This is a genomic window from Nitrospira sp. T9 (genome assembly GCF_052156535.1).
Lineage (GTDB): Bacteria > Nitrospirota > Nitrospiria > Nitrospirales > UBA8639 > Nitrospira_E.
Map to the genome: position 1 here is coordinate 216,191 of NZ_JBQKUP010000041.1, position 26,433 is coordinate 242,623.

Sequence of the window (26,433 nt, forward strand, 5' to 3'; positions counted from 1 at the left end):
ATTATAATTTTAGAACATTGATGTGTTGATCTGGCGGGGTGCTGTCCTGCCTGTTAAACCTCATGGGCCATCCTTGTCGCGTAAGGCAACTTATCGGAACGATCTCATAGTTGTGTCATACATCATGGACGTTCCCATCCCATAGGGTACATACGGGTATCCACCCAAACAAGGAAGAAACAAAACCTCTTCCTGGGGGAGCTATGGTTTTTGGCCTGGTTCACCCTGCGGGGTATGGGAATTGTCTGTTTTTTCTCTTTAGCTGGGTGTTGAAAAAGTCTGTCAACGGCGTTTCCTGCGTTTGCCGGAGCCGCTTCACGTCTATGCCCTGGAGCGCTTCGACGCGAAAGCGCGCCGGCAGGTCGCACCCTGGCCGTGCTCATGTACTTCTCTGTATGCGCCGCGCGTCTAAGCGGCTGCGTACAGGACGGGCCTTTTTAACAACCTTCTTCGCTCATGGAGGATCGTCAATTTTTGCCTCTCGATGCCCTCAAATCAGGGGCTTCCTTCATCCGCAACGGGTCCAATCCATGCCTGGTGTCGCATGTTTATTGGCTCGTTGTTGGTGAAAAAAAAACTCGAATGTGTTAAAAGCACCAGCGACACGGTGAAACATTCCATCAAGGACACACCGTGGAGATGATGTGGTTCCAGTCAGATCGAACGGGAATGACATGACCGCCCCCCATACCTTAATCGCCTGCCATGAATGCGATCTCCTTCATCGTATTCACCCGCTACATTATGGTGAACGGGCCAAGTGCTCGCGATGTGGAGCATCATTGTATGCGAAAAAACGGGATAGTTTCGAACATACCATCGTACTGGCCCTGGCCAGCCTCATTTTCTTTACCCTGGCGAATGTTTTCCCGTTTATGACATTCGAGCTCAATGGCCGTGTTCAGGAGAGTCTTCTATCCACAGGGGTGAGGGAGTTCTTTGAACGGGAAATGTGGGCGTTAGGGGTTCTGGTGTTGTGTGCGAGTATCATTTTCCCAGCCCTGAAAATTCTTGGCATGTTGTACGTTCTTGGGCCGCTGGAATTCAACAAGCGACCGTGGCACGCCGCTTTGGTCTTTCGGATGGTTGAGCACTGTCGGACCTGGGCCATGATGGACGTGTATTTGCTGGGAGTGATTGTTGCCGTGGTGAAGTTGTCCGATTTGGCGAATCTGGTTCCCGGTGTGGCGATTTACTCATTCGTCGCGCTAATCCTGACCTTGGCTGCCGCCGACTCTGCACTGGACACCCATGCGGTTTGGGAAAAAATGGAGAAGAGTTCATGAGCGGCTCTTACCCCACCGCAGCCCGGTCGGGGCTTATGAGTTGTCATGCCTGCCATCAACTCAGTCGAATATCCCCGCTGTTAAGTGAGGGCGAGGCCATCTGCCCTCGATGTGGGGCCCATCTGCATCTGAGGAAACCCAATAGTATTTCGCGCACGTGGGCACTCTTGATTGCGGCCTACATTCTGTATATCCCGGCCAACCTGCTTCCCGTGATGACGGTGATTTCGTTTGGGAAAGGCGAAGCGGATACAATCTTGAGCGGGGTCAAGGAACTCATTCATGCCGGAATGATGCCGATTGCCTTGCTGGTATTTTTCGCCAGCATCACCGTGCCGGTTTTAAAGCTCCTGGCGCTGACGTATCTGTTGCTGTCTGTTCAATATAAATCTCAATGGCGTCCACGACAACGGACGATGTTATACCGGATGACCGAGGTGGTCGGCCGCTGGTCCATGATTGATATTTTTATGATTTCGATTTTGATTGCCCTGGTAAAACTTGATGCCGTGGCGACAATAGAACCGGGGCCGGGGGCGATCTCATTCGCCGCAGTCGTGATTCTGACCATGTTTGCCGCCATGAGCTTTGATCCCCGATTGATCTGGGACAACATAGAGGAGAAATCATGAAGGACATGGAATCCAATCCTGGCGATTTCGAGGATTTGCCCAAAGCTACAGTACAAAAAAAACGTGGGATTTCCATTGTGTGGATTATTCCCCTGGTTGCGGCTCTTATCGGAGGGTGGCTGACTTACAAAACGATCTCCGAAAAGGGTCCCACGGTCACTATCACCTTTGAAGATGGGGCCGGGTTGGAAGCCGGAAAAACCAAAATTAAATACAAGTCCATTGAGGTCGGAACCGTCAAAACCGTGCAAATCAGCCCTGATCTCTCTCATGTGGTTATGACCGCAGAACTCAGCAAGCAGGCTGAGCCCCACCTCACGGAAAATGCCCAGTTCTGGGTGGTCCGTCCCCGCCTGGGATTGGGGGGTATTTCGGGGCTTGAGACATTAGTATCCGGAGCCTACATCGCCATGGATCCCAGGCCGGGACCTTCAGCTCGGACTTTCACGGGACTGGAGAAACCACCTGGCGTGACACGAGAAGACAAAGGGTCTCAATTCAAATTGCAGGCGGAAAATCTGGGATCGAGTTCCCCTGGTGCCCCGGTCTTTTATCACGATATTCAGGTTGGTCGTGTTCTTGACTATGTCTTGGACAAGGAAGGCGAGGGTGTGTTGATCGATATTTTCATTCAAGCCCCGCATCATCTGCGGGTACGGGATACCAGCCGATTCTGGCAGTTAAGCGGGTTTGAGGTATCACTTGGGGCAGAAGGTCTTGATGTGAAAATGGAGTCGCTCTCCTCCCTCCTCACGGGTGGAATCGCATTTGATACTCCGGCCACTGCAGGCGGGTCGGGTGAACCCAGCCAACCGGGCACGGCCTTTAAACTTTTCAAGAATTATTCCAGTATTCAAGACGAGAAGTATGTCATGACGCGTCCGTTTGTGATCAATTTCGATGGATCAGTGAGAGGCTTGAGCGTCGGGGCTCCTGTGGAATTCCGGGGAATTAAAATCGGGATCGTCTCAGATATCGCGGTTAAGCTGGACCCCAAGACGCTTGAAATAAAAATTCCCGTGCTCATCGAGATCCAGCCTGAACGGATTACCACCCCACAGCTCGTGCAGGCACACGTAGTAGAGGATAACTACGCGATCATGAAGCATATGGTGAAACGCGGTTTGAGAGCTCAACTGGTGACCGGGAGCCTACTGACCGGACAGTTGTTCGTCGGGCTCGATTTCCACCAGAATCTTCCGGAGAAAGAGCTGATTATGTCCGGAAAATATCCGGAGATTCCGGCCATACCCGCAGCGATGGATGAATTGCGACGAACGGTTACCGATGTGATGGCAGAAGTTCGACGGTTGCCTCTTGATACAATTGCCAAGGAAATCCTGGAAACCGTCGAAGGCGGCAACCGTCTGGTCAATTCCCCTGAGACCCAAAATGCCGTCCGCAACCTCAATACCGCATTGGGCAATGTGGAACGACTCACGGAGGGACTTGATCGGCAAGTTGACACTCTGGCAACTAGTTTAGACGAGACGCTGGTAACGGTCCGGAAATCGTTACAGGTCGTTGATCCCAATTCACCTGCAGCGGTGAATATGAATAGTGCCTTGAAGGAGCTGTCTGCTGCCGCCCGCTCGATCCGGGTTTTGGCTGATTATCTTGAACAACATCCCGAGGCATTAGTCAAAGGGAAACAGTAAATGAGGTGGACATGAACAGCATCCTACATGGTTTCCGTATCATCGTGGCCTGCGTAACCCTTCTAACTGTCTTCGGGTGCGGGACGAGTCAACCTTCGCATTTTTATTTGTTGCGGGCCCTGTCGCCATCCTCTGTCTCAGGCCTATCAGACACGAACACCTCAAGCCTGACCTTTGGACTGGGGCCTGTCACCCTTCCCAAATATTTGGACCGACCGCAGATTGTGACCAAAACGAGCGCCCATGAAGTCGATCTGGCAGAATTTCATAAATGGGCCGAACCGTTGAGTGAGAATGTGTCTCACGTCCTGGCAGAAAATCTCTCAGTCATTCTTTCGACGGATCGGATCGAACAGTATCCGTGGAGGAGAACAACTCCCATGGATTACCAAATTGTTGTGGATGTCTTGCAGTTCGATGGTACCAGGGGAGGGGAGGCCGTCTTGTCAGCACGGTGGAGCCTTTTGGGTGGGGATGAACTAACAGTCCTCACCACAAGGAAAACGCATGTGACCCATCATCCGACAAGCCAGGATTATGAAGCGGTGGTCGAAGCCATGAGTCAGAACCTTGAGGATCTCAGTCGCGAGATTGCCGAGGCGATTAAGTTGCTTCTCCCCACAATCCTACCTGGCTCCATTTCATAAGTTGCCATAGGCAGGGTAGTTTTTCGCTGTGTGCAGAGACACACTTATGCATGGCCGTGGTGGTCATGGACCGCCATGAACACACACTCCGACGGGACTTTTCATCCGGATGTTTTCTGTTGGTAATCTAGATGATGGCGGGGAATCCGGTTCAACTTGTTGAACGTGACCCACACTTACATGGAGAACACTTCATGGGGAAATTTTCGACTGTCAAGCATGAACTGAAAGAAGTCGGTTTAGTGACCCTGTATTTTTTCTTCTGTTTCGGAATCATCCTTACCCTGACGAAATTGATGTTGGAAGGTTATAACATTGAGTTCAATGCTTTCTCTAAGGCACTGATCAGTGCACTGATTGTTGCAAAAATTGTGGTCCTGTTGGGTAAAACCAGAGCCGGCACCAGGTTTGATGCTCATCATTCGCTTGGCGCGGCTGCTCTGTATCGGACCATGGTGTATAGTGGATGCACTTTCCTGGTTTTGTTTGCGGAAAAAATGTTTCATGCGTTTCGGGAAAGTGGTAGATTGGGTGCGGCTTTTATGCTCGTGTGGGAACATAAGGATCTTTCTCTCATTTTCGCTAAGGTTCTATGCATCGGGCTGGCCTTTATGGGATTTTTCCTTTATAGAGGTCTTGATCGGCGGTTAGGAGAAGGAGCCTTGAGGCGCATCATATTCAGTTCCCCCGGAGAGCTTTCCAAAAAGGGTTGTTGAAATCATATACTTGCCGGCAGTGTACATCAGCATTTTTGCTGAATCCGAGCCTTCTTACGTTGTTTGCTCCCGCACCTCTTGTCTGTTCCCAGGCGAGAACTCTCGAAGTTGTTATATTGATTGGGGCATAGTGATCCGAACAGGACTGGTTCCGAGAGGGAGTGCCGCAAATGTTGAGATGAGCGTGTGCAAAGAAGAATGGTTGTTTACGAAAAACAACATGGACAACTGCAGCCCAGTGACTCCCTTAAGCCGGCTCGACGGGAAAGATCGGGGCTTTTACAAAAGGTGACGACTCATGTTTTCCCCCATTCAGTCATTACACAGTCTCAAAGTCGGAGTGATCGTTGCGGTTTGTATCAGTTTTCCCATGACAAGTCTGGGAATGACCAAGACCATCACAACTCCTCCTCCCGTGAGTGGGCATGAACTTTCAATCGAATCCATCACCCCTGCTGATGTGTTCGCACGTGTGCAATTGGTACGGAAAGAACTGGATGACCTTCGGTTTGAAATGGGGAGACCTAAAAGTCGCGAAATTGGCCTCCTAGTTGAAAATGCGACTCCGCACGAAGTGTTCTTTCAAGCCAAAACCCTTAATCAAAAAGTGGCCAGGTTGGTCGCGGAACTCACCGAGGAATCGGAGGTCGGTGGAACAGAAGAGGATCCGGTCGATATACGTCCCTATCATGTCTGGAAAAAGATCGATGCCTCTCTGCACCGAATCCTGTCTCTTAAGCGGCAACTCGGGCTTCCCCTGACGAACAGTGAAGCATTGGCCAATGCTGAAACGACTCCCAATCAAGTCTTTTTTATTATTGGATTGGCGAACACCCAACTTAATCTTTTATTGATGCATCAGTTTTCTCCAAAAGATGCCGCAGAGTTGGTCGGCCTGGGCATCGAATACACCACACAGCTTTTGCGTGAATTTCCTAACGCTCCTGCCCCGGCTCCTCTCCCTTCGCTTGAGCGGGGGCGTAAGTCATGGAATAGCTACGACCATCTCATTGATTGCTATATGGTGTTAGGAAGCATCGCCCGGGAATCCAATATTAAAATGTTAACGTTGGCCCCTCAGAACCTGGATCGTCCCGATATTCAATCGAATGATGTCTACGATTTAGCAACCCTGGTCATCTCTGAACTCGCGTATCTCCATGCTCACCTTCCCCATATTCCTCACCCATCCCCGGTCAGACTTCGTGGTCCTATCTTGCCTTCCCATGTGTATCAACAGGTAGGTGGACTACTGGCTCAATTGAAGGTATTACACACGCAGGTTCAATCTCATCCCGAATGGCTCAAATAGACTGTTCGTGTGGGTGAACGCCCGGAGGCAGGATCACGTATTCCTGCATGACTCACCAAATTGAGGTGGAACATCCGACCGTTGGTAAATCCTCTGTGGCTTCCCTGATTCGAACAGATAACGTTTGTTGTGGATGTCTGCGCAAGATTTCATGCTCGTTGCAACCTTTCTCCGTTTTAGGAAAATATCGCTACCTTGGATCCTGAGGGGTACGGGGCAATTTTTAACAACGTAGTGGCGGCATGCCCGATGGCGGATCGTTGGGGATGATTGATCCTAAAAACGGCAGTTACAGGGCTGCGAGCCCGTTCATGCTTCGAGAACCCCAGCACGAACGGGGTGGCGAAGTGGTCACCCGTTTGGTGAGAGTCCGTTCGCCCCTTCGGCAAAGGTCAGGGCAGGCCTGAGCGCCGCGGCGTCCGCGGCAGTCGAAGGGTTCCGAGATGGCCAACTGCTGTTTTTAGGTTAATCCGGTTTCACGGTGAAGAGACAAGCCAAATTTATCATGGTGACTCTGAAAAACTGAAGCCACAGAGATAATGGGTGTTTTTGTGCGGAGCCAACGGGTATCGATCACAGCGAAATGAAAACGGAGGACTGAGAGGAGGCGTTTTCACATGGCTGGGAATGTTCGCAAGATGTCACGTCAATGCACCCGGCGAAACCAAGCGCCGTCTTGGACAACTTCACCGACACTATTGGAGGTTAGGCAATCACGGGTATAGACAATACCTGGGAAGGATCGTTCTACCCATCGATTGAATATGTGTGAACAATAGGACGGCCACATTCAACAAGCGTATTTTGAGCGGAGTTCCGGTTCTTCCTAGATGTTTTTTTCCGATGGTGGAGTGTCGGGAGCCGACTCAACTTCCTGCTTTTCTTTCTTTTTGGGTGGTTTGGCGGGCGGAGTGTACCAGTGATCTTTCGGTACGATTTTGGGTTGTGCCGGATCCGTAATATAGGCCGGAGTCATGATTTGAACACCATGTTCGTTGAACACATCGAGAATATTCTGGCTGAGACTGGTATACAGTTCCAACATGTAATACGGCCGGTCGCAGTAGACGTTGAGTTCATAGGTGACGCAGAAATCGCCCAAGGCGAGTTGCAGGACGAAGGCCGGGGGATCCTTCAACAAACCGGGTATCTGGTCCGCGGCCTCAATCAGCATCGCCTCGACCTGCCTCCACGGGGTCTCGTATCCGATTCCCACCGTGATATGAAGAATGAGACCTTTCTCTCTGGCGGCGGCGCTATAGTTGGTCACGTGGCTGTTCAGAATTTCCGAGTTGGGCACGATGATTTCTTCGTTTTTCAACGACCGAAGTCGAGTCGTCAGAATTCTCCTTTCTACCACATCGCCGAGAATTTCATTGACTTTGATACGGTCACCTTCCTGGAACGCCCGCCGGTAAACCAGGGTATACCCGGCCAGGATATTACCGATAATCGAGGAGGACCCGAGCGACAAGAGCACCCCCAGGAAAATCGTGATCCCTTTAAAGGCCTCGGAGGTGGATCCGGGTATGTAGGGATATCCCACCACAATCCCGAAGGCGATCACCAGTGTCCGGAAAATCCGGTAGGTGGGCCAGGCCCATTCCCGATCGAACCCCGGCCATGTCACCTTTCCGATGGCCAGATTGGCAAAAATTAATTTCCCAAACTTCAGAAGGTAGCGCAGCAAGAAGACCAGAATAACGAGAAAAACCAAACTGGGAAATGAGGAAAGAAATCCCCTCACAATCACCCGAATCGGGTCGAGGATGATATCGAACAACTGCTTGCCAATATAGGCGGTCCAAGGGAACTGACGGAACACAAAATTGAGATAGGCATACAGCAGCAAAAAGAGCAGGAATGTCCTGATTCCGTTCAGGCTTCCACGGAGCCCGGCCCACATCTGATGGGACTGAAGGATAATGACTTTTTGAACGGTTAAATCCTTGACCCGTTCTTTGTATCGTCGCTCGATTACCGCATCCAGCTTGTCGAAAACCCATCGGGTTCCCCACCAGGCAGACGCAAGAATTGCTGTGGCCAGCAAGGAGAAAGCAATGTGAATGAGGATGTTGATGGGTTTGCGTGTCTCCCTGTGGGCTACCACGGCTTCCTCGATCCGTTTAAGGTAGATCCGAGCCAGGATTCCACGCTCCACTCCGCCTTCTAGCCGACCGTCGGCATCGGTCACCCCGGCTAATGGTTGATCGCCCGCGAAAATCATGGTGACCCCTTTTTCCTCAACCAGGCGCAGGGATTGGGGTGATAGACTCAGATTGGAGCCAAACTCATCAATGCGCTCAATAATCCTTCGGGCGCGTTCCTCCGGGGGTAAGGCCGACACGCCGCGTACCTGAAAGAGCGTTTCCCCATCAAGTATGACGGGCGCGGTGGGAACCAGGATCGGTGGAAGGACCATTTCATCATCGAACTTTGCCTGTGGCTCTTCTTGCAGGAGAGGAATGCCTTGGGCCAGAGCCGACGGAGGACCCAGACTTACGAACATGATCCACAACACAATAAGGCAAGCCAAAAGGGGAGGAATTCGACTCAACTTCTGACGACGTAAGCCAAAGGGTAACAAATAGGAGGAAAGGGATTTGGTCAATGCCCGTCTTTCTTCAATCAGAATCGAATACCACGAACCCTTTCGCGATGTGGACGAATAGGCCTGTTGCGGCGAGTTTCTCAAAAAAGAATGCCTCCTTTGACCAAGAGAGTTCACAGCAAGAAAAACACCTCGACCTCGTTTGAAACATCGTCATTTCCGGGGTGAGTACTTTGCAATTTCTCTTTTTGCGTCTTAAAGCGGAACCGGACCAGATCATACTGGAAAGGTGAATCCGTTTGGTAGGGGCAAAAGGTCAACAGGGGGGACGGGCTCTTTAGCTTTCCCGTCACTTCAAAAATCCTGTGCTTCTGGGATATTTTCGATCTTGTCGAGGGACGGGGCGGAGCATACCCCATTACCATTCTGGGTCAAGAGATGGGATATTGTTGAAGAAGTATGGATGAAATATTTTCAATTGAGGTTTATTCTTTAGCGGGAAATCCACGTTGGATCGGTTCCCACCATTTGTTCCAGAGCCTCTAGTTGATGAAGAAGCACGGTCGCTTGTTGGAAGACATGGGAAGGAAACGTGCGTCCGGGATAGGGAATGGGTTTTGGAACGTCGCGGTTTTTCATTTGCGCATGAAGATAGGCCAGATCCGAAACCAGGAGAGTGGCCATATCATAGACGTCGCTTGGTTCCAATTGCCGGGATGCTCCGATTTTTTGCGCGGCAGGCAGATCAAGATGGAGAACTGGAATGCCGGACTGGTGCGCAATCTTTTCCAGAGTGGCATAGCACTCAACCAACCGGAGGAACACCTCCGCCGGCTTCTTGCCTCTCTCCAGGGGGGGAATCTCCGAAGCGCTGGTTGATTGGGGAAATCTGGCCAGCAATTTTTTAGCGTACTGACTGGCTAGAAGCACTTGTTGCGACACATCACTGGGTGAGAAGTGTCTTTCCTGCAGCAAGTTGATTTGGCGGTTGGTTTGCACAATGGCCCGTCCGGTTTCTGTCAAACTGGTCGAGGAATCTTCGAGGCGCTCCGAAACAATTTCCTTCAGGCCTAATTCTTCCTTAATGGCTAGGATACGAAGGTAGCTCGCGTTCACCATTTTCCAGATATGCAAGGGTCCAAGAGTGGAAAGGGAAATGGGCTCCGGGGAAAGTCCTGTGCTCCCGGTGAGTTCCAGCGCCAGCCGATCGGCTTTATGAAAGAGGGTGAGGGCCTGGAAATAGGCTTCATGGGAGTGAACATTGGTGACGATGGCTTCGGATTGGGTTGTCAAGGGTTTTCCCATTTCAAACCGAATCAATTCCAGGGTATCACGAAGCAGTTGAACCCGGGCCAGGACATCCGCAGGCGTGATTTCGTCCAGAGAAATGGAATGTCCGCTTACAGGGTTGGGTTCATTCAGGCTATCTCCGTTTGAGGCCGGCACAGTTCCGATGCTGACCATGAAGAAGAGTGTCACACCGAACAGGCTTATTCTCATGGCTTGCATATGTTTAACCACGATGTTCATCTCTTTTTGATTCCTGCAAATTTTCCCCTGGCACTGACGTTGCTTGTTGCTATCGCAATTGGTCCATGGACTTTTTTGCTTCTTCGGGGGTTACGACACCTTCCTGAATCAGATTCTGCAGCGCACCTTGATATGCATGAGAGGCGGTCTTTCGGATTCCCCGGACCCGTAAAACCGGAGGGTATAAACGAAGAAGGTCAGGATTCTTGATTTCGATGGGGAACGATTCACTTTCACCGTATGGGGGGAGTTCTGCCTGGCCATCAACAGGAACCCGAAAATACGGTTTCCCATCTGCAGTATTCCCATCCGTCCCTTGAATATCGAGGCTGGTGGTCACATCACGGAGCCGTGCCATTTCTTGAATTTTGTCCACGACGAGGATTAGGGAGTCGGCTTCAATAGGATCGCCGGTCTGATTTTTTAATCTGACCAGATACCGGACATCGCCACGAGAGGAGAGCCTTCCTCCTGAAAACAATTCGCCTCCGCCAGAAAAACTTCCTCCGGGATCATAGGAGAGCAATGGAATGACTCCTCCCGTGAGATCGACGAGGCCGTCGTTCGCAGAATCTCCGTAGGCTCTTTCATTGACCCCTCCATACCCCAGTAGAAGCAGCAACAGGCATGCTCGACTAAAATTCGTAAGGATGTTTCTCTGCAGCAATTGAATCATCATGGCGTCATCTTACAAAGAACAGGATGAATCTGCAAAGGTACGTATGCCCGGCTACTTCGCAATTTCCAACTCCCGCTTTTTGGTGTAGAGAAACCGAATCAGGTCATATTCGAATGGAGAGCCGGTTTGGTAGTAGCGAAAACTCAATTGATGCCTCGTATCCACCGACCAGGTCAGGGTAAAGGGAAAACTGCGTTCAAGATGATTGTTGAGATGTAAGGGAGTGTACAGATAAAAGAATCTGGCCGCGGAGTCTGTCAGTAGCCCGGCGGTGTCCCTCATTGAGGAAGGTCCGAAAATGGGAAGCACGAGATAGGCTCCGGGGTTTAGTCCGTAATGCCCGAGCGTTTGCCCGAAATCCTCTGTCTGTTGGGGTATGCCTAAGGGAGTGGCATGATCAAAAAACCCTCCCAACCCGAATGTGCAATTGATGAGGAAGCGTCCCAATGTGTTCAGCGTGGCTTCTCCCTTGAGCTGAAGCATGGCGTTGAACAGATTACGGATGTCGGCGATGTTCGAGAAAAAATCGGAGAGACGTTCCTCGAAAAAATCGGGCATGACGGCTTCATACCCTTCCACTACCGGCAAAAACACGTATTCATCAAATTGTGCGTTAAATTTATACATCCCACGGTTAAACCCTTCGATGGGGTCATAGACATCCACGAGATATCGGGCGTCCGAATGCACGATGTCTTTTACTGACCGTTTAGCCGGTTCAATCATTCCACCTTCGGCGTCCGGAGTGGTGCGGCTACTGATCACCCGAGCAGAGTCAGGATTGTTTTCTGAGGCTATCGCCCGGGCTTGTGCGGCCTGGAGATACGCCTGAGATGCTTGAAGCTTGCGCTCCAATTCCTGGATTTGTTGATCGAGTTGAGATTGGAAGTCGAGAGAGGGTCGGTACGTTATTGGCCGTAGAAAACGAGTGGCAGGAAGTTCTTCCGGGCCCGTCGCCTGATGAGTTCGGTAGCTAACAGGAATTGGTGTGGGTGACGGGAACATCTTTACAGGAGGCTGGACCATGTTGGCGGGAAGCGGGTTCCGAAAGAAATCTACGATATAACTCAGGGTGTTCCGGTGGTCCAGATTGCCGCAATGTCCCCCGCGGGGATAAATTTTGGCCCGCGGCCCAAATACCTCCTTGAGATAATCCAACTCGCCGTCTGCGAGGATAATGTCATCCGCATTATGCAAAAGTCCGATTTTCGGGGTGTGCCTGAGGTATTCCTCCAGAGTGTGCAAGCTGAGGTTTGCGATGAGCCCCTGTTCCGTCATACCGGGATATCTGGCTTGAAAAAACGGGTAAAACATTTCACGAAAATAATCCAAAAATGTCACACGATTGGACACTTTAAAATAGTCCGTCACCGAGTCGGTCGCGGACAAGACCAGATTTTTCGGTTTGATATAACCCGAATTGGTCAAGACGTCAGCAGTGAAAATCATATTAGAGGATGAGAGGCGAAACGAGGTGCCAATGAGGGCAGCCAGGACCTCATCAGAAAGTTGCCGGTTTTTATAGGCTGAATATAAAAAGTCACCGCTAAAATTCACGAATTCTCCATGCCGGTATTCTTCCGAAAAGGCATGAAACACCCGGTCGAAAAAGTCCGGAAATTTATCCGTGCCGCCGGGAATATTGTTAGCCAACATATCATCAAGGATGGAGGTCGAGGTGTATAAGCTCACCGGCGGGTTGATCAGCAGAACTTTTGTGAAATGGAAATCGCCCTGTTCTCCGTCAAGCTGAGACACAAATGCGGCCTGGGCTGCGCCCAAACTGTATCCCGTGAGATAAAACTCTGTAACCTCAATTTCGTGTTGAATGTCCAGCCAGGCCAATCGCATGACTCGATACAAGTCTTGTGAATCCTCCAGGAGGTGACCGGGGATTCCGCTACGGGAGGCCGAGACGATAAAGTCGGGATGGGTGGGCGAGGATAAGGAGAGAACATGGAAGCCGGCTTGGAAAAAGGCTCGCTGCAGAACCATCATTTTTTCAGAATTATACCCTGCACCGGTTCCGGCGATGACAAATATCAATGGCGCTGCTTTTTCTTGGGACACCAATGAATAACGCATATTCTCCCCATACCAGAGAATGTCGGGGAGTGCACGATCCGGAAAGACGGACAATTCACGATCTTCAACCGGGATCTGCTTGGGAAGGTCCGCTTTCAGCGCCGGCGGAGTTCCAACAACCGTCGCGGCATACGGACTCACATCAGGATAATTATAGGGGGTCTCTTGCTCCTGGGCCTGACCAATACTAAGAGGAGAACTCCAACAGGCTACTGTCAGCAAGACAGACAGCAGGACATTTGAGTTCATCCTCATTCTTTTCACCTTCGCGTGTTCTCGAAAGACCATCACCGAGACATGAAACATGCCAGCAGACATCGATTAAGGCTAGATAAAGAAAGCTCACGCAAAAAAATGGTTGGATTTTAGCAGGTCTGTGTGGCTAATGCATCAGAACCGGACTTCGGTTTGAACATAGAAATAATTGGTATCATTGGCTGGAGGATTTCCTGGCACATCAGTCTGATTTGTAATATAGGAGCCCTTAAAGAAGTGTTCATAGCCGGCATCTATGGTAAAGCTTGGGGAAGGACGCCATTGAATTCTGACTTGCACATCCTGTCCTAAAAAATTTCCTGCGGCTCCCGTTGGATCTTCCATGCCGGAGTTGACCCACTGATCTCGGGATTGGGCCAAATACCAGGCCCGGTATTTCACATTGATATCCAAGGTTGGGAGTGGTTGAGTGATCAGTCGGATGCCCGGCGAGCTGATGTTGGAACGAAAGAAAGGGCCGAAGAGACTGGTTGAGGTATATTCAAAATTGCGCGCACCAAAGAGGCTATCAAATGTATGGCTTTTGTTCCCATTAGGATTTTTTGTGCCACTGGCGTAATCGTACATGGCCAAAATCCTGGGTGACCATGGAAAGGCAAAGGTATAACCAAGTGAGATATGTTGAAAATAGGCAAAATGATCCATGTTGTCCAATGTGCCGAATTGCCAGGCAGATTCCGCTTCATAATCATACCCTCCAATTTCCGGTCGTTGATAGACCCGGATTCCTAAGGTTGAATGCCTGCGTTCGGTTCCTCCGTCCTTCTCCTCTTCATCTCTGCCAAAATAGTAGAGTTGGGTCCTGGCCCAGGAAAAGTGCAAGTTTTCATACGAAAGCCCCCAGAAATAATTACCTCCATTCCTAAACAAGCTAAAGCGATCGCTGTTGTTGTTATCGGAAACAACTTCCGAAAAAAAGGCGCGGAAAAACCACTGATTGGTCTCAGCTACTCTCCAATGAATACCATCAAAGGGTTGGGCGGTATTTGGAAAGCGGGAACGAGCGACGAGACGTCTTGACCCGACATCCATATTGATGCGACCGACGTGAAGATCCGTTCGGAGGCCGGTCTCCAGGAAATTTGGGAGAGTCATAGACGCAAACAATTGTTGGATATTGGCCGCATTAAACGCGGAAGAACCAACGATGTCTGTATCGGCCCTTTCACCGGAATTCGCTCCTTGGAACTCTAGCTGCGCCCGGAAAACTTTCCATTTTGTGGTGGCCCGAAAGCGGGTTCGCTGATCCCAAGCCCAGGTATTGTCTTTCTGGTCGGCCTTAAAAGGGTAATCAAATCCTTCTCTACGAACTCGATTGGTAAAGCCCAGGTCCAACCACTCGGGGGTATTTAAGGCAGCGGACAAATACCGAGGCCATTTGATAAGGTTTTCTTCCTGAATAAGCACTTGATCAGGATATTCATTCCAGGTCCACTTCTGACCGTTTCGAATACGCTCCCATACATTTTGAGGAATTTCTCTGGTTCTTTTCCTGACTGCATCCAATCGCCAGAGCAAGTAGGGGTCTTCTGATGGAGAAGTCGGTTTTTTGTGGGGTTCATCTCCCAGGGACAGGGATGCAGTCAGCAGGAACCAACACAAGGAAAGAGCCATGACCTTTCCGGCATTCCTGATTTGGGTGAACCAATTCCGCATGGAAGCTATATGAGGTATGAAGCCCTGCGTTAGGCTGCTCTAAAGTTTTGGTTCGTTCGACATTAGCCTGGGTATCTGCGCTCTTAAGTTCCCTCTTCCTGTCGGGAGGGGAGTGGTCTTTTCGTTTGAAATCGGCAAGTGGAAATATCAAGGCTCAGAGACCCGCCCCTACCTTTAAGCCTCTTCAGACCGACAGCATTTTTGGAATGACAGCCCTGACAAAGTGGAGGCGTCCCAAGATTGCAAAAAACTCATAAAGACAGGGTGGACTCACGGAATACTTGCAAGAACCAAAGGTTCTGATGTGCCCATCCTCTGGGTTGCTGAGAGGATCATTTTTTTCGGCGTTAGGAAATTAAAATGCCAATTTGGCGCCTAGCCACGTGTTCAGGTTTTTTAACCCCTTCTCAAAACTCTCTTTTCGATGGGATCCCTGAAACCCTGCAGTTAACTGAAGAACCTCGTTCACCCGATACCGAGAGGCAATGTCGCCCTGGATCACATTTTCATGTTGTCCCTTGCGTTCATCCCCCTGGATACCGGTGGTCCAACCGTTAAATTCATAATGCAGTCCCATCTCTAAGCTAAGACGTTCTGTGATCTCATATTCGAATTCTCCGGTCACGAAATGATTGAAGTAAGAGGTATCATCTTGTAGCTCAGGCTGCTTTCGCCCATCAGCCAATCCTCGTTCATAATGGTAGCCCAGAGCCAACCCGATCTTTTGCGTGGGCGCCCATTCCACGTGCGTCCCGATCGTCCAAAACCTGGTATCCCGTTGTCGAAAAGGTTTATCGTAGTCACGCAATCCATAGCGGCCATAGAGAATAAGCCGCAGATCGTCGACGCCGGGGATTTGTTGAGCAAGGCCTCCAGCCCAATAATTGGTGGTGACCTCTTCATTTTTTACTTGTGGGGGATTTCCGTCGGACTCTTCAAGCGGCCGAACCTCATTTTTTCCTAAAAATAAATCCGGTCCGAAAAAATAGCGCATGAGGAGCGCTGTGGTGGAGGTCAGATTATGGGAGGCCTCCACGCTCAACGATCCGTGATTGAATTGGGTATTGTTGGTAAATACAAACCCTTGTCCACGAACACCCAATTCGGTAGGTCGACCCATCAACGAGAAAGATTTCATGAGGTGGGCCATGGGTTCAAACACCACATCGTCTCCCTGGTTGGCGAGAAGGCTATCAATAACCGGTTGGGTGGGATCCTGGTTTCGACTCAGCCGCCGTGTCGAGGAGAATAGGGCGGCATCATCCGTATAATAGACATTACTCTCGCCGGTGACCCTCCATTCGGCAAACGAAGGGGAGGCAAGAAAGAGAACTCCAATGAGAAGAGCTACAACAAACGGCATGTGAGCAGGATCTCCTGTGCCGGTATGTCTCAAGAACATCAGTTGTCGGGTCCGTAGTTGTCGGCGGACATCCATCCTCTTTGCGTCATTCCTGCGAGTCTGGGGCAGGTATTTATCCAAACACACACACAGATAAATTGCCGATTGAACAGGTCGGGAATGCCCAGAGTCGAAAGCTTCCCGATTGAACATTTCAGGAATGACAAGGTTGAGGGATCCTTTTCGACAGGAAAAATTGAACGCCGCGTTTCACGTTCCAAGCCATACCCCTGCTCATCCTTCATCAGACATTGTCTGAGCCGCCAACTCGAAGGTTTTACCGTTCAGGACAAATATCCCATCGGCCTGAGAATGCTGGGAAGGACGCCAGGGTTTTTACCGTATCTATTCATACCGAAGCAATCACCATCCAACCGCTTATCTACGGAGCTTCCCTGAGAAGGAATGTCAGACCTCAGAGGTGTGAGTCGAAAGGGGTGCGAAGTGTCTGTTATAGTTTGTGTCAAGAAACCGGAGCAGGCAGAAAGCTGATGGACGACCACCATGTGTTCGCAGGCGTGATTGTGGGGGGACCCGGCAGTGCACCTGGACTCTTTGACTTCGGCAATCTTCAGAGGGTTTCTGTTGAGAACGATCACAGCTCTCCCAAGCAGGCAGATGGAAATCTGCAGGCATGTGCTCGGGAAGTGCCCTCTGTGATGATAGGACTGAATACGAAATTCGAGAATGCAACTTATATGGTAAAAGAAAGGGTATGACCAATGCGATGTTTCCTGAGGCTTTTTGTTTTGTTGGCGTTACCCGGTTTTTGGGGGTGCTCCACTATTTCTGTCAGTTCTGATTATAGAGAGTCGACGGATTTTAGTGGGCTGAAGACATTTTCCTGGATGCTGAAAACGCCAGAAGGAGACATCGATCTGGGTGGGGCCAATCACATGGCCCGGCAAAGGATTCAGGACGCGGTCGCAGCCGAACTTGCGAACAAGGGATACATCGAAATCATCGCTGGAAATTCAGATTTCTATGTGACCTATTATGTTGGTAGGGAAGAGCGAATTCGGGTCGAAAATATGCGAGGTCCGCTCATGAGACCATACTGGGGGATGGGTATGGGCTACACAGAAGTTTACCAATACGAGGAAGGGACGCTTATCATCGATCTGCTTGATGCGAAGCCGCCTCAGCATATTATCTGGCGTGGAGTTGCTAAAGGCGTGGTGGATTGGAAGGGAACGACAGGAGGGCAAACCGGGCTGATCAATGAGGCAGTCCAGAAAGTTTTGGCACAATTCCCTCCCAAACGTTCCTGATGAGTCGCATTCAGCTTGTGCGGAGTGTGATGGCCCGAGGGAATTCTCTGGACTCTCCTTCATCTTAAGGAGTATTGCCTCAAACAACCGAAGGTTCTTTTCTTTGCAATGGGATGAAAGACAGCGCGGCATGAAGGGGACGCGTTCGTTTTTGGTTACATGAAGTCCCCCCATGCTTCACTAAATCTTTCCGGTTATGCTATTATTTTGGCAATTTCTAAGAAGTGTTTTATTTACAAAGGAGGAGCCCATGGAAGCTGTCATCGGTGGTGTGGTGGTCGGAGCTGTTGCCGCAGTGGCTGTACCTTCGATAGCGTCGGGAATAGGATCGGTTCTTCGACCCCTTGCCAAAGAAATTATTAAAGGAGGTCTTGTGGCCTACGCCGCTGTGTCAGAAATGGTTTCTGAAACCGGAGAACATTTCAATGATATAGTTGCTGAAGCCAAAGCAGAAATCGAGCATCACGATAAAAAAATGCCGCGGGGTAAAGCGCAGCAGGCATGACCGAAGACCTAATCTAAGCTTCTCAGGCAATAGCTCCTAAGCTCATGGAAAGCTTATTTCGGTAGCAGATGGAGCTGTTGTCAGGATTAAAAGAGGACGTGAGCCATTTTTGAAGTGAACGCCTGGTGGGCACTCTTTTCTTTACATGTAAAGGTTGTCTCGGAGGCAAAATACGGAGGAGAATACTGTAACTGTCCAGTTGATACCCTTCTTGCCGACTTACTTAAAGGATGGGATCAGATTCTATAATTGGCAGATCCAATCACCAATTCTTACGGTGAATCTCCCATCTGGATGAGGAGGAGCTTTATTAGCCCTTTGCCTTGAGAATTGACCTGGGTTTCATCCTACCTGTTCTTCTCCCGCGACTGAACATATCATCCGAATCTTCACGGCTTGCTATAACTGCCGGTTGTCACGAATAGAGGAGGGGCAGGCTGGCGGAAGAGTATGACTCCGCTGAGTGGTATTTCGGAGAAGAAAACATTTCCCCGAAATTTTTGTCGAATGGTAAAAGGGAGCGATAAACTTTTTTCTATTGGCTCAATCACATCTCCATAGGAAAGCGCGTCCCTTTTGAAAGGTTTTCCTGCCAAGATTTTCTGGTCGACGACGATCCGTTCTTCCCTCATTCATCGTTCACCTTGAAATAGCTCCTACCGAAAGCCCACCCAAGAGAGCCCTTCCAGTATTTTTTTCGTTCCAGTCTTATTTGATCAATTTACTCAGCGGCTTCAGAAATGTTCTAAAGCCGCTGTTGGTCCTGGCTTAAAGGTGAAACGTGACATTTCTCTTTTTCTGTGATTTCCTTCCTTCTCAACTTCACGGGATGTTTATGTCATGGAAGGCCGGATGCATCGGTCAGGTTGAGCAAGATGCTAAAGATGGCCTTTAGAGATTCCATTGAAGATTTATGATTGGAGGGGGAAGGATGTGTGGATCTGTCTGGATTCCGGCTTACCTGGTACGCAACGGGGTCCATCTTGGTAGCGGATGGCAATTCCGGTAAGTGATCTCAGGGTTGTGTCATACATCATGGGCGTTCCCATGCCGTAAGGAGAATACCCGAATCCACCTATCGTGTATCCGGTCGTCCCGTACCCTCCGTAACCAACCATGCCGTAAGAAGCATAACCCCATCCGGGGTAGCCGTAGTTGTATGCATAGCCTCCGTAAGCGGGAGTCGCGACTGTCCGTTTTGTCCCTCGATGGAGCACCACGGCGTCGGCCCCCAAATCTGCGGCTTTTTGGAGAATGGCGCCTTCCTCGTCTTCATAACTCACCGCTGAATCCTGGACACTCAATTGGGCAATGGCGATATGGGGACATTTTGGTTCCAGGGCCATCACTTCCACATCTAGCACTGATTTTTTGGGTGGAAAGGTCTGGTTGGTAAATCGAATGGTATCGACGGAGGTACACCCTGTCATGATGATCCATATCCCCGTCAAGCATAAGGCAAAAAATACGGTCGGTCGTTTTACGCAATCCATGAGGGTCTCCTTGCCTTATCGCAAATATTGTTCGATCAACTTGCCTTCTGTTTCTATGCGCAACACTTCGATTCCGGCCCGCTGTTGTCGATAATCGTTCATGGCCTCTTTAAATTCTTTAAGTCGATCAAGCCAGGTTTGTAAGGCTTCTGGTTTTTCTTCGGGATGATCCTGAATTTTTCGCAAGAGCCCCTCCGTGAATCGCAATCCGTCGAGTTGCAGCTTCCATTGCTCCTGATGCAGTTCCCACCCTCTCAGGTCAAGATTCCGGACTTCCTGAATGAGAGGATCCTTGGAATCCGGAACCTCGCGTAAAAACTTCATTCGATCCGAGATTTTCTCTATGTTGATGGTCAATTCGGCAATGTGGCGTTCGATATCCATGATGATGAATGGCAAGGGGTGCTTTTCCTCATTTGCGGCCAATGCGGTTCCTATGATTCCCATGGTCAAGGTCAGCACCACTGCGAAAATGTTCGTCATGCGTGACATGCTCATAGCTTCTGCCTTTCTTTGTCACCCAAGTGGGTTGGGAAAATAATGAAAATCTGGGATCTGGTTTGTTAATGAAACAAGAGAGTTGGTAGAGAGGATTCTGCAAACCGAGGGTTAAGGGGGCATCCTCCTTTTCATTTCACGAATGCAATGTTTCGAGTTACGGGCTATTTCAACATAACCTCTTATGCTCTCGCAATGAAGAATTTCCACTTGCGGTATTCTTTTGGAGGGTCCTTATTCTATGAGGTTTCGAGACATGGCGTGGGTAACACGTGAAGGGAAAAATGAATGACCGATATCCGGCTCCCTGAGACAATCATGTGGGGCGTCTACAAGGCATGAACCGAGGTGGCTCAGGAAAGAGGAGACCACATGAAATAGGCACCGAATCCGATTGCCAGGAAACCGGCACTCACTTTCAGATTGTGATGCCACGATTGAGAAACAAGGACAAACGGAAGACTGATCAGTCCACTCATCAGGAGCATGCCCCCAATCGAGCCCATACCGAATAAGAGAATATAGAGCATGCCCATTTCCATGGATGGCATTGTCGCCAGTACCGCTAGGGTCAATGCGGCACTGCCTGCCACGCCATGGACAAAACCTACCAACAAGACTTTGGCACGAGAACTGCGCAAATGATGGGAATGGCTCGCATGATCCTGACCATGAACATGAACATGTGAATGGGTCATTTCCTCATGATGATGCTCATGATGGTGAACCGTCCATGGCTGCAAAGTCCTCCACAGGAGGTGAACTCCCAAGGCCACAATCATGGCTCCGACCATTACTTCCATATGGGCTGCCATTTGTAGGGGAATGGTCCACTTGAGACTCAACACCAGATAGCCGACGAGTGCTAACGCACAGGTATGCCCGACTCCCCAGATCGCTCCCAATAAAGCCGAACGACGGATATCACGTGACTCTGCAGCCAACGTTCCCATGGCCATAAGATGGTCCGGGTCGAGGGCGTGCGTAATACCCAACGTTAAGCCCAGCAATAGGGATGTGATGAGTAGATGATCCATGTGAAAATCTGATTCGAATGGTGTCTTTTGTCGGGCAGGGCACTCTCGACTGTTCTTATCATGTAATACGGAGAAAGTGAGGAATGACTCTATTCAGTTCTCAATTGTCTGCTGTGGATCCAGCAATCGGGCGTTGATCTATCAAATCATCCTCCATATCAGTATCCCCATAAACGGTTTCTATCAGATGTAACCCTTCTGGTCTGCACATCATAATCTAATGCTCCAGGAAAAATCTCAGAGGGTGTAACTTGTTGGCATCGATAACGCACAAGTCTTTATTTAAGGGAGTGTTGGATAATAAAGATTTTCAAGGGCAAATGTGCCCAGGATTAGATTACACATCAAAAGCTCCAGGGCGGTTCAAAAAAGCATGCCCTGAGTCTTCCCGAAGGGTCCGTCCAGTCCTGCCCTGAGATTCTATGGTTTATGTCAAGCCTTGTGTGATCCGCTCTGGATTAAATGTTGCACGGTAATGGTGAATAGACCAGGCCCCTCGGGCGATTTTTCTGGCGATGATCACCAACGAGGCGGTCGTGCTCCAGCCTTGAGTCCGGTAAGCCTCGTAGATCGGTTTCCAGACATTGGTTTTGATGGCCGCCATCGCGGCGTTAAACAGCAAACGGCGCAACTCGGCGGGGCCGCGTTTGGACAAGCGGCGGCGACCGGTTTTGCGCCCCGAATCTTTCGCCCGCGGATCCAAGCCAATGAAGGCGACGAACGCATCCGCCTTGCGGAACGGCACGCGCTCCAACGTATTGGTCAAGCTGATGCCCACCAAGGGCCCGACGCCCACAATGGTTTCTACCCGCTGGTGCGCCTCCTGGTGTTTAGGCGCACCGGCCGCCATCGCGGTCATGGTGGCATTAATCTTGGCAATCAAGGCATCTACTTTGCCCATCACAGCCTTGAGTTCGGCGGCAAAGCCACCCAGATGGCGCATCGTCAGTTTGAGCGTGCCTTTGAGGCGGACGATCGTGGCGCGCCGTCGAATGAGCCGATCCAGCTTGCGTTGGTTCGCCGTGGGGGGCGTGTAGGCCCGCAAGCGCGAGTGCTCTTGCGCGATGAGTCGGGCGATCAACTCCGCATCCACCCGGTCTGTTTGGGCGCGGGTGCCCATGGCCTTGGCATAGTGCCGAGTATCCAAGGGATTAAGCAGGAAGACGGTATGACCTTGTGCAGGTGCAAGGGCAGCCAGCAACTCGTGATAGGCGCCGGTGGATTCCAGGCCGATGCGGCTGCCGGCGGGGAGCGACTTAAGCCACGCCCGCAACGGGGCCCGTTGATTGGGAACACTGTGGACAGGAAAACTGTGCGCAGCGCACGCGACCACGACGACGTCTTTAGCCACATCTACGCCGACGTTCAAAAAAGTTTGCATGATGGGAGCCTCCAAAAAGTATATGAATGACGCTGGGGTGGCACACACCGACGTAAGCTGGCGGGTAAATCGGCGGTCAGGGACCCTGCCGCGAGATTCCTCATCGACGTGGGGGGTGTGGGTGGGAGAGTTCTCAGGGAGTCTGTCCGCAGAGCGGCAGAGGCTAGCCGATGTCCCTCCACCCCGGCTCCTTGTAGCTTCTCAAGAATGAGTAGTAAAACACCATACAAGTCCTGCCGAAGGGAAGGCCGCAGCCGTTTTAACGCGTGGAGCGTACGCTTCGTACGTGAGCACGGGAAAATGGCGAGAACGCCGCTGGCGGCTTTTTTCAACAGACCCTTTAAGGGAAAAATGCCAATCTCTGAAATACTCATTCTGCAAACGACATTATGCAGAATGGAGAGAAACCGCGGTTCTGACCACCGAATCCTGGCGGTGGCCCCATGTATGGACAGGCAATTTCTTAATGGAGTTGTCTTTGCGAGTCGCGACTGCGTTGAATCTCCTGGAGTTGGTTCCTCAATTGCTCCAGGTCTTGTTGCTGCTTGTGGACCTGTTCCTCCAGCGCGCGGAGGGCAGGGTCTTTCGATGAAGATTCGCCGTGGTCGTGAACCCCATTCCGAGTCATTGGTGAAACGACGCCATTGCCGGTGTCCGTGATCGAAGGCATTTCTGTTTGCCTGATCAGAGCGGGGGCTGCCTGCTCACGCGCCTCCTGCATCGTTTCGAGAAGCTGATAATTGATCGTCAGGGTGACCTCGTGGGGGTGCCCCGGTTCCTGTGGGGACTTGTCGGGACGAAGCGCTTCCTCTGGGACGAAAAGCAGGGTCTGATCTGCAAGGCCGGTCGGGTTAGGGGCCTGGCGGTCATCCACGTATCCAAAATTTAATCCCCCCTGGTTCTGTGTGTAGTGGGTGATGGTCAAAAAAAGCAGGTCCTCGTGGAGGGAGAGAGTCCCGGCAGTCATCCTGGAACCGTATTCCCAAGAATAGATCCGTTGAAAAACCACGTGTTCCTCCGGGGTGGCCTGCGACAAAGCTGAAAGAATGTGCGGGGTCAGGAGCTGCGCGTCTTCATCTGAAAAGACTCTCCTGGGTTCTTGCTGACCGGTTAACAGTTCGCCAATGTCAGTCTTCGGTTTTTGCACGCGTAGCCCTTGTAGCGTGCCTCGGATCACGGTGGGTGGGAGGGTGGCTGGATGAGAAGCGTGAAAAGATTCTTGGGGAACCCACTCCAGATACACGCGGCTGGTCTCATCCTGATGAAGGGGAGTGCGTACACCGGATCCCGTGCAAGCAAGTAGAACCGTGCAGGCAGCAACTCCTGTCAAGGCTAGCCCACACAGGCCAACAGCTCTGACTTTCACATGACTTCCCTTGGTTGAGATCTCTAGTTTTGATATCGACTGCAGGCGAAAGTATACCACTGTCAACAAGCCCAGGCGACACGATCACTATGACGTTCTTCCTATTTTTGACACTTCCGGGAATACAGGTTAAAGCCCTGTAAAATATCGTATTTCAATTGACATTTATATTGTTAATGCTTTTAATGTCGATGCTCTGCTTGAACAATGACATAACTAATCAAGAGAAAAAACCTTTTGAAGCGCTTGCGACCGAAGGGTGAATCCTACGGGAATGATTCCCATGATTAAGGGCAGCGCCATTGCCACCATATTCATCGCGATCATGGTGAGTGCTCCGCTTGTGCATGGAGCAGGAAAAATTGAAATCGACGACACAAAGTGGGTTAGTGTCGGTCTCGGTTTAAAAACGAGTTTTCTCACGCAGGAGGATGCGGCCGCGAACGGATCAAATTGGAGTAATAGCTTTCAATTGGACAATCTTCGTCTGTATGTGAATGGGCAGATCCATCAATATATTAAGGTTGAGTTCAACACGGAATGTAATAATTGCGTCTCGTCCGAAAATACCCAGGGCGGAAGTATGATTGTCCTGGACGCCATCGGCAAGTTTGAATTCAACCCGTACCTCAATATCTGGGCAGGGCGCCAGTTAGTTCCACAGCACCGGGGAGAACTCTCCGGTCCGTTTTTCCAAAGTACCTTTGATTTTGTCGAAACGCCGTTTTACACCTCTGATTTCTCCGGATCCATTGGGCAGGGGGGACGGTTCGGCCGCGACGACGGTGTGAACATTTGGGGAGCGTTAACTCCGGATAGAAGATTGACATACGTCGTGGGTATTTTTGGTGGGCATGGCGGTGCGTCGAATCAGGCGGACAATCTTCTCTATGCGGGTCGTATCAGTTACAACTTCCTCAACATCGAACAAAATCCCGGTTATTACACCAGCAGCACGTATTACGGAAAGGGCGGCGATATTTTAACCGCTGCCTATGTGCTCCAATATCAAAACGATGGGGCCGGCACCCAGGCCTCTCCCTCGACCTTTTATGGAATGAATGGGGATCTGTTGTTTGAAAAGGTGTTGCCCAATAAAGGTGTTTTGACCCTGGAGGGTGAACTCAAGTATTTCAATCCCAATCTGAGCGCCCAGGCGCTTGCAGACCCTAACTGCTTCTGTCTGTTTTCCGGCCTTTCCTGGATGGCCACCGGATTATATCTTTTTCCTCAAAAAGTCGGGATCGGGCAATTTCAGCCTTTCGTCCGCTATGTAGACACCAATCCTAATAATAGTTCCTCTCGATACCTGGTGGAAGGGGGATTAAACTATGTGATCGATGGGCATAATGCGAGAATTTCCCTCTTTTATCAATATGGTGATTTTTTAACCAAAGGCCGGGCCTATACGCCAGGCGTCAGGGGCGATGCGGTTAGTGCCGTGGGGTTGGGTCTTCAACTTCAACTGTAGGATGGGGGAGCCAGCATGGCAGCAGAGTCCATCATCAACGATCAGCCAACCTTAGGGGATCCGGGCAATTTCCTCCGGATCGTCCTGCGCGGGGTAGGTCAAGTGATGTTTCAAGGCCATGCAGGCACAGGTATTTTATTTCTGGTCGGGATCGCGTTCGCGTCGCCGCTGATGGCGGTAGGAGCAATAATCGGGGCGTTCATTGGTCCGGTGGTCGCGGCCCTGGCGCGATTCGATGGGAAGGAGATCGAGAATGGATTGCATGGCTTTAACCCGGTTCTGGTGGGAATCGCCACGGTATTCTACCTAAAACCTGAACCCCTGACCTGGGTCCTGCTGATTGTGGGATGCGTGGTGGCCACGTTCCTGACTTTTGCCATGCGCCGTTATCTGAAGTTCCCGACCTATACCGCGCCCTTTATCCTCACAACGTGGCTGCTCCTGATCATTGCGCATGCGATGGCGGGAACGGCGATCGACGTGATGCCTGCCCCGGCGGCGCACACGCCATCCGGTTTTGTCGCCGAAGTTCTGGCAGGTGCGGCCGAGGTGATGTTCGGTGCGACTGTGGTGACCGGAATCCTGTTTCTTGCCGGGATTGCGCTCTGCACATGGCGGCACGCGGTGCTTGGGTTGTTGGGATCGATAGTGGGAACACTCGTGGCGCTGTATCACAATGACCCGAGTTCAATAGTTCACATGGGCATCTATGGGTACAACGCCGTTCTGGCGCCGATCGCTGTGTACCTGTGGGGAAAGTCTCTCTTGATTGCAATACTGGCCGCCATGATCTCAGTTCCCCTGACAGAGTTCTTTCCCTCCTGGCTGGGAATCCCCGCGTTGACTGCTCCCTTTGTGGTAGCGTCCTGGATTATTATTGCCGTCGGTCAGATCGATGTGTTGTTCCTACGGGAGCCGGTGGAGAAATTGAGTTAACGTCGACAGGCACACGGGTCCGTAAGGGGCATTTCTCGGACTTCG

General features: G+C 50.8%; 21 protein-coding genes. 10 read left to right on the forward strand and 11 right to left on the reverse strand.

From position 1 onward, the window contains the following. Positions 1 to 674 precede the first annotated feature (674 nt). The 6 genes from ACTRXD_RS17760 (at position 675) to ACTRXD_RS17785 (ending at position 6,251) form a co-directional block, all read left to right on the forward strand. On the forward strand, positions 675 to 1,286 hold the full coding sequence (locus ACTRXD_RS17760) for a paraquat-inducible protein A (protein WP_442433115.1): 612 nt from the start codon (positions 675 to 677) through the stop codon (positions 1,284 to 1,286). Next, positions 1,283 to 1,918 (forward strand): paraquat-inducible protein A, encoded by a 636-nt coding sequence (locus ACTRXD_RS17765; RefSeq protein WP_442433116.1) that lies wholly within the window; start codon positions 1,283 to 1,285, stop codon positions 1,916 to 1,918. The genes ACTRXD_RS17760 and ACTRXD_RS17765 overlap by 4 nt, the downstream gene beginning before the upstream one ends. After that, a complete protein-coding gene (locus ACTRXD_RS17770; RefSeq protein WP_442433117.1) occupies positions 1,915 to 3,576 on the forward strand; it encodes a PqiB family protein in 1,662 nt (553 codons plus the stop codon). The genes ACTRXD_RS17765 and ACTRXD_RS17770 overlap by 4 nt, the downstream gene beginning before the upstream one ends. Before the next feature lie 11 nt (positions 3,577 to 3,587). Then, the gene (locus ACTRXD_RS17775) at positions 3,588 to 4,223 is read left to right on the forward strand and encodes a PqiC family protein (protein ID WP_442433118.1); all 636 of its coding nucleotides are present in this window, start codon (positions 3,588 to 3,590) and stop codon (positions 4,221 to 4,223) included. Positions 4,224 to 4,417: 194 nt separating this feature from the next. Beyond that, positions 4,418 to 4,939, forward strand: a complete 522-nt coding sequence (locus tag ACTRXD_RS17780; protein WP_442433119.1) for a hypothetical protein — start codon at positions 4,418 to 4,420, stop codon at positions 4,937 to 4,939. Between the two features lie 298 nt (positions 4,940 to 5,237). After that, positions 5,238 to 6,251, forward strand: coding sequence for a hypothetical protein (locus ACTRXD_RS17785; RefSeq protein ID WP_442433120.1), 1,014 nt, complete (start codon positions 5,238 to 5,240; stop codon positions 6,249 to 6,251). A gap of 826 nt (positions 6,252 to 7,077) precedes the next feature. On the opposite strand, the gene ACTRXD_RS17790 is transcribed toward ACTRXD_RS17785, so the two are convergent. From ACTRXD_RS17790 to ACTRXD_RS17815, 6 genes are all read right to left on the reverse strand, one after another. Further along, entirely contained in the window at positions 7,078 to 8,946 is a 1,869-nt protein-coding gene (locus ACTRXD_RS17790; RefSeq protein ID WP_442433121.1) for a mechanosensitive ion channel family protein, read from the reverse strand. A 348-nt stretch (positions 8,947 to 9,294) separates the two neighbouring features. After that, positions 9,295 to 10,332, reverse strand: coding sequence for a hypothetical protein (locus ACTRXD_RS17795; protein ID WP_442433122.1), 1,038 nt, complete (start codon positions 10,330 to 10,332; stop codon positions 9,295 to 9,297). A gap of 49 nt (positions 10,333 to 10,381) precedes the next feature. Then, entirely contained in the window at positions 10,382 to 11,011 is a 630-nt protein-coding gene (locus tag ACTRXD_RS17800; RefSeq protein ID WP_442433123.1) for a hypothetical protein, read from the reverse strand. 51 nt (positions 11,012 to 11,062) lie between these two features. Continuing rightward, positions 11,063 to 13,345, reverse strand: a complete 2,283-nt coding sequence (locus tag ACTRXD_RS17805) for an MlaA family lipoprotein (protein WP_442433124.1) — start codon at positions 13,343 to 13,345, stop codon at positions 11,063 to 11,065. Positions 13,346 to 13,486: 141 nt separating this feature from the next. Then, positions 13,487 to 14,986: an alginate export family protein gene (locus tag ACTRXD_RS17810; RefSeq protein WP_442433125.1), complete on the reverse strand. Its 1,500-nt coding sequence runs from the start codon at positions 14,984 to 14,986 to the stop codon at positions 13,487 to 13,489. Between the two features lie 397 nt (positions 14,987 to 15,383). Next, the gene (locus tag ACTRXD_RS17815) at positions 15,384 to 16,391 is read right to left on the reverse strand and encodes a hypothetical protein (protein WP_442433126.1); all 1,008 of its coding nucleotides are present in this window, start codon (positions 16,389 to 16,391) and stop codon (positions 15,384 to 15,386) included. Positions 16,392 to 17,152: 761 nt separating this feature from the next. On the opposite strand from ACTRXD_RS17815, the gene ACTRXD_RS17820 reads away from it, so the two are divergent. Continuing rightward, positions 17,153 to 17,701: a DUF4136 domain-containing protein gene (locus ACTRXD_RS17820; protein WP_442433127.1), complete on the forward strand. Its 549-nt coding sequence runs from the start codon at positions 17,153 to 17,155 to the stop codon at positions 17,699 to 17,701. Between the two features lie 250 nt (positions 17,702 to 17,951). Continuing rightward, a complete protein-coding gene (locus tag ACTRXD_RS17825) occupies positions 17,952 to 18,206 on the forward strand; it encodes a DUF5132 domain-containing protein (protein WP_442433128.1) in 255 nt (84 codons plus the stop codon). A gap of 911 nt (positions 18,207 to 19,117) precedes the next feature. Here ACTRXD_RS17825 and ACTRXD_RS17830 read toward each other — a convergent pair. The 5 genes from ACTRXD_RS17830 to ACTRXD_RS17850 all read right to left on the reverse strand — a co-directional run bounded on the left by ACTRXD_RS17830 (position 19,118) and on the right by ACTRXD_RS17850 (position 23,981). Further along, positions 19,118 to 19,699 (reverse strand): hypothetical protein, encoded by a 582-nt coding sequence (locus ACTRXD_RS17830; protein ID WP_442433129.1) that lies wholly within the window; start codon positions 19,697 to 19,699, stop codon positions 19,118 to 19,120. Between the two features lie 15 nt (positions 19,700 to 19,714). Continuing rightward, positions 19,715 to 20,191 carry a hypothetical protein gene (locus tag ACTRXD_RS17835; protein ID WP_442433130.1) on the reverse strand — a complete coding sequence of 159 codons (477 nt, stop codon included), beginning with the start codon at positions 20,189 to 20,191 and terminating at the stop codon, positions 19,715 to 19,717. Between the two features lie 359 nt (positions 20,192 to 20,550). Next, positions 20,551 to 21,234 carry an urease accessory protein UreH domain-containing protein gene (locus tag ACTRXD_RS17840; protein WP_442433131.1) on the reverse strand — a complete coding sequence of 228 codons (684 nt, stop codon included), beginning with the start codon at positions 21,232 to 21,234 and terminating at the stop codon, positions 20,551 to 20,553. A 427-nt stretch (positions 21,235 to 21,661) separates the two neighbouring features. Further along, positions 21,662 to 22,615: an IS110 family transposase gene (locus ACTRXD_RS17845; protein ID WP_442433132.1), complete on the reverse strand. Its 954-nt coding sequence runs from the start codon at positions 22,613 to 22,615 to the stop codon at positions 21,662 to 21,664. Between the two features lie 463 nt (positions 22,616 to 23,078). Further along, positions 23,079 to 23,981, reverse strand: coding sequence for a hypothetical protein (locus ACTRXD_RS17850; protein ID WP_442433133.1), 903 nt, complete (start codon positions 23,979 to 23,981; stop codon positions 23,079 to 23,081). 283 nt (positions 23,982 to 24,264) lie between these two features. On the opposite strand from ACTRXD_RS17850, the gene ACTRXD_RS17855 reads away from it, so the two are divergent. Then, positions 24,265 to 25,452, forward strand: coding sequence for a hypothetical protein (locus tag ACTRXD_RS17855; RefSeq protein WP_442433134.1), 1,188 nt, complete (start codon positions 24,265 to 24,267; stop codon positions 25,450 to 25,452). 15 nt (positions 25,453 to 25,467) lie between these two features. Continuing rightward, positions 25,468 to 26,388 (forward strand): urea transporter, encoded by a 921-nt coding sequence (locus ACTRXD_RS17860; RefSeq protein WP_442433135.1) that lies wholly within the window; start codon positions 25,468 to 25,470, stop codon positions 26,386 to 26,388. The last annotated feature ends 45 nt before the right edge of the window (positions 26,389 to 26,433 follow it).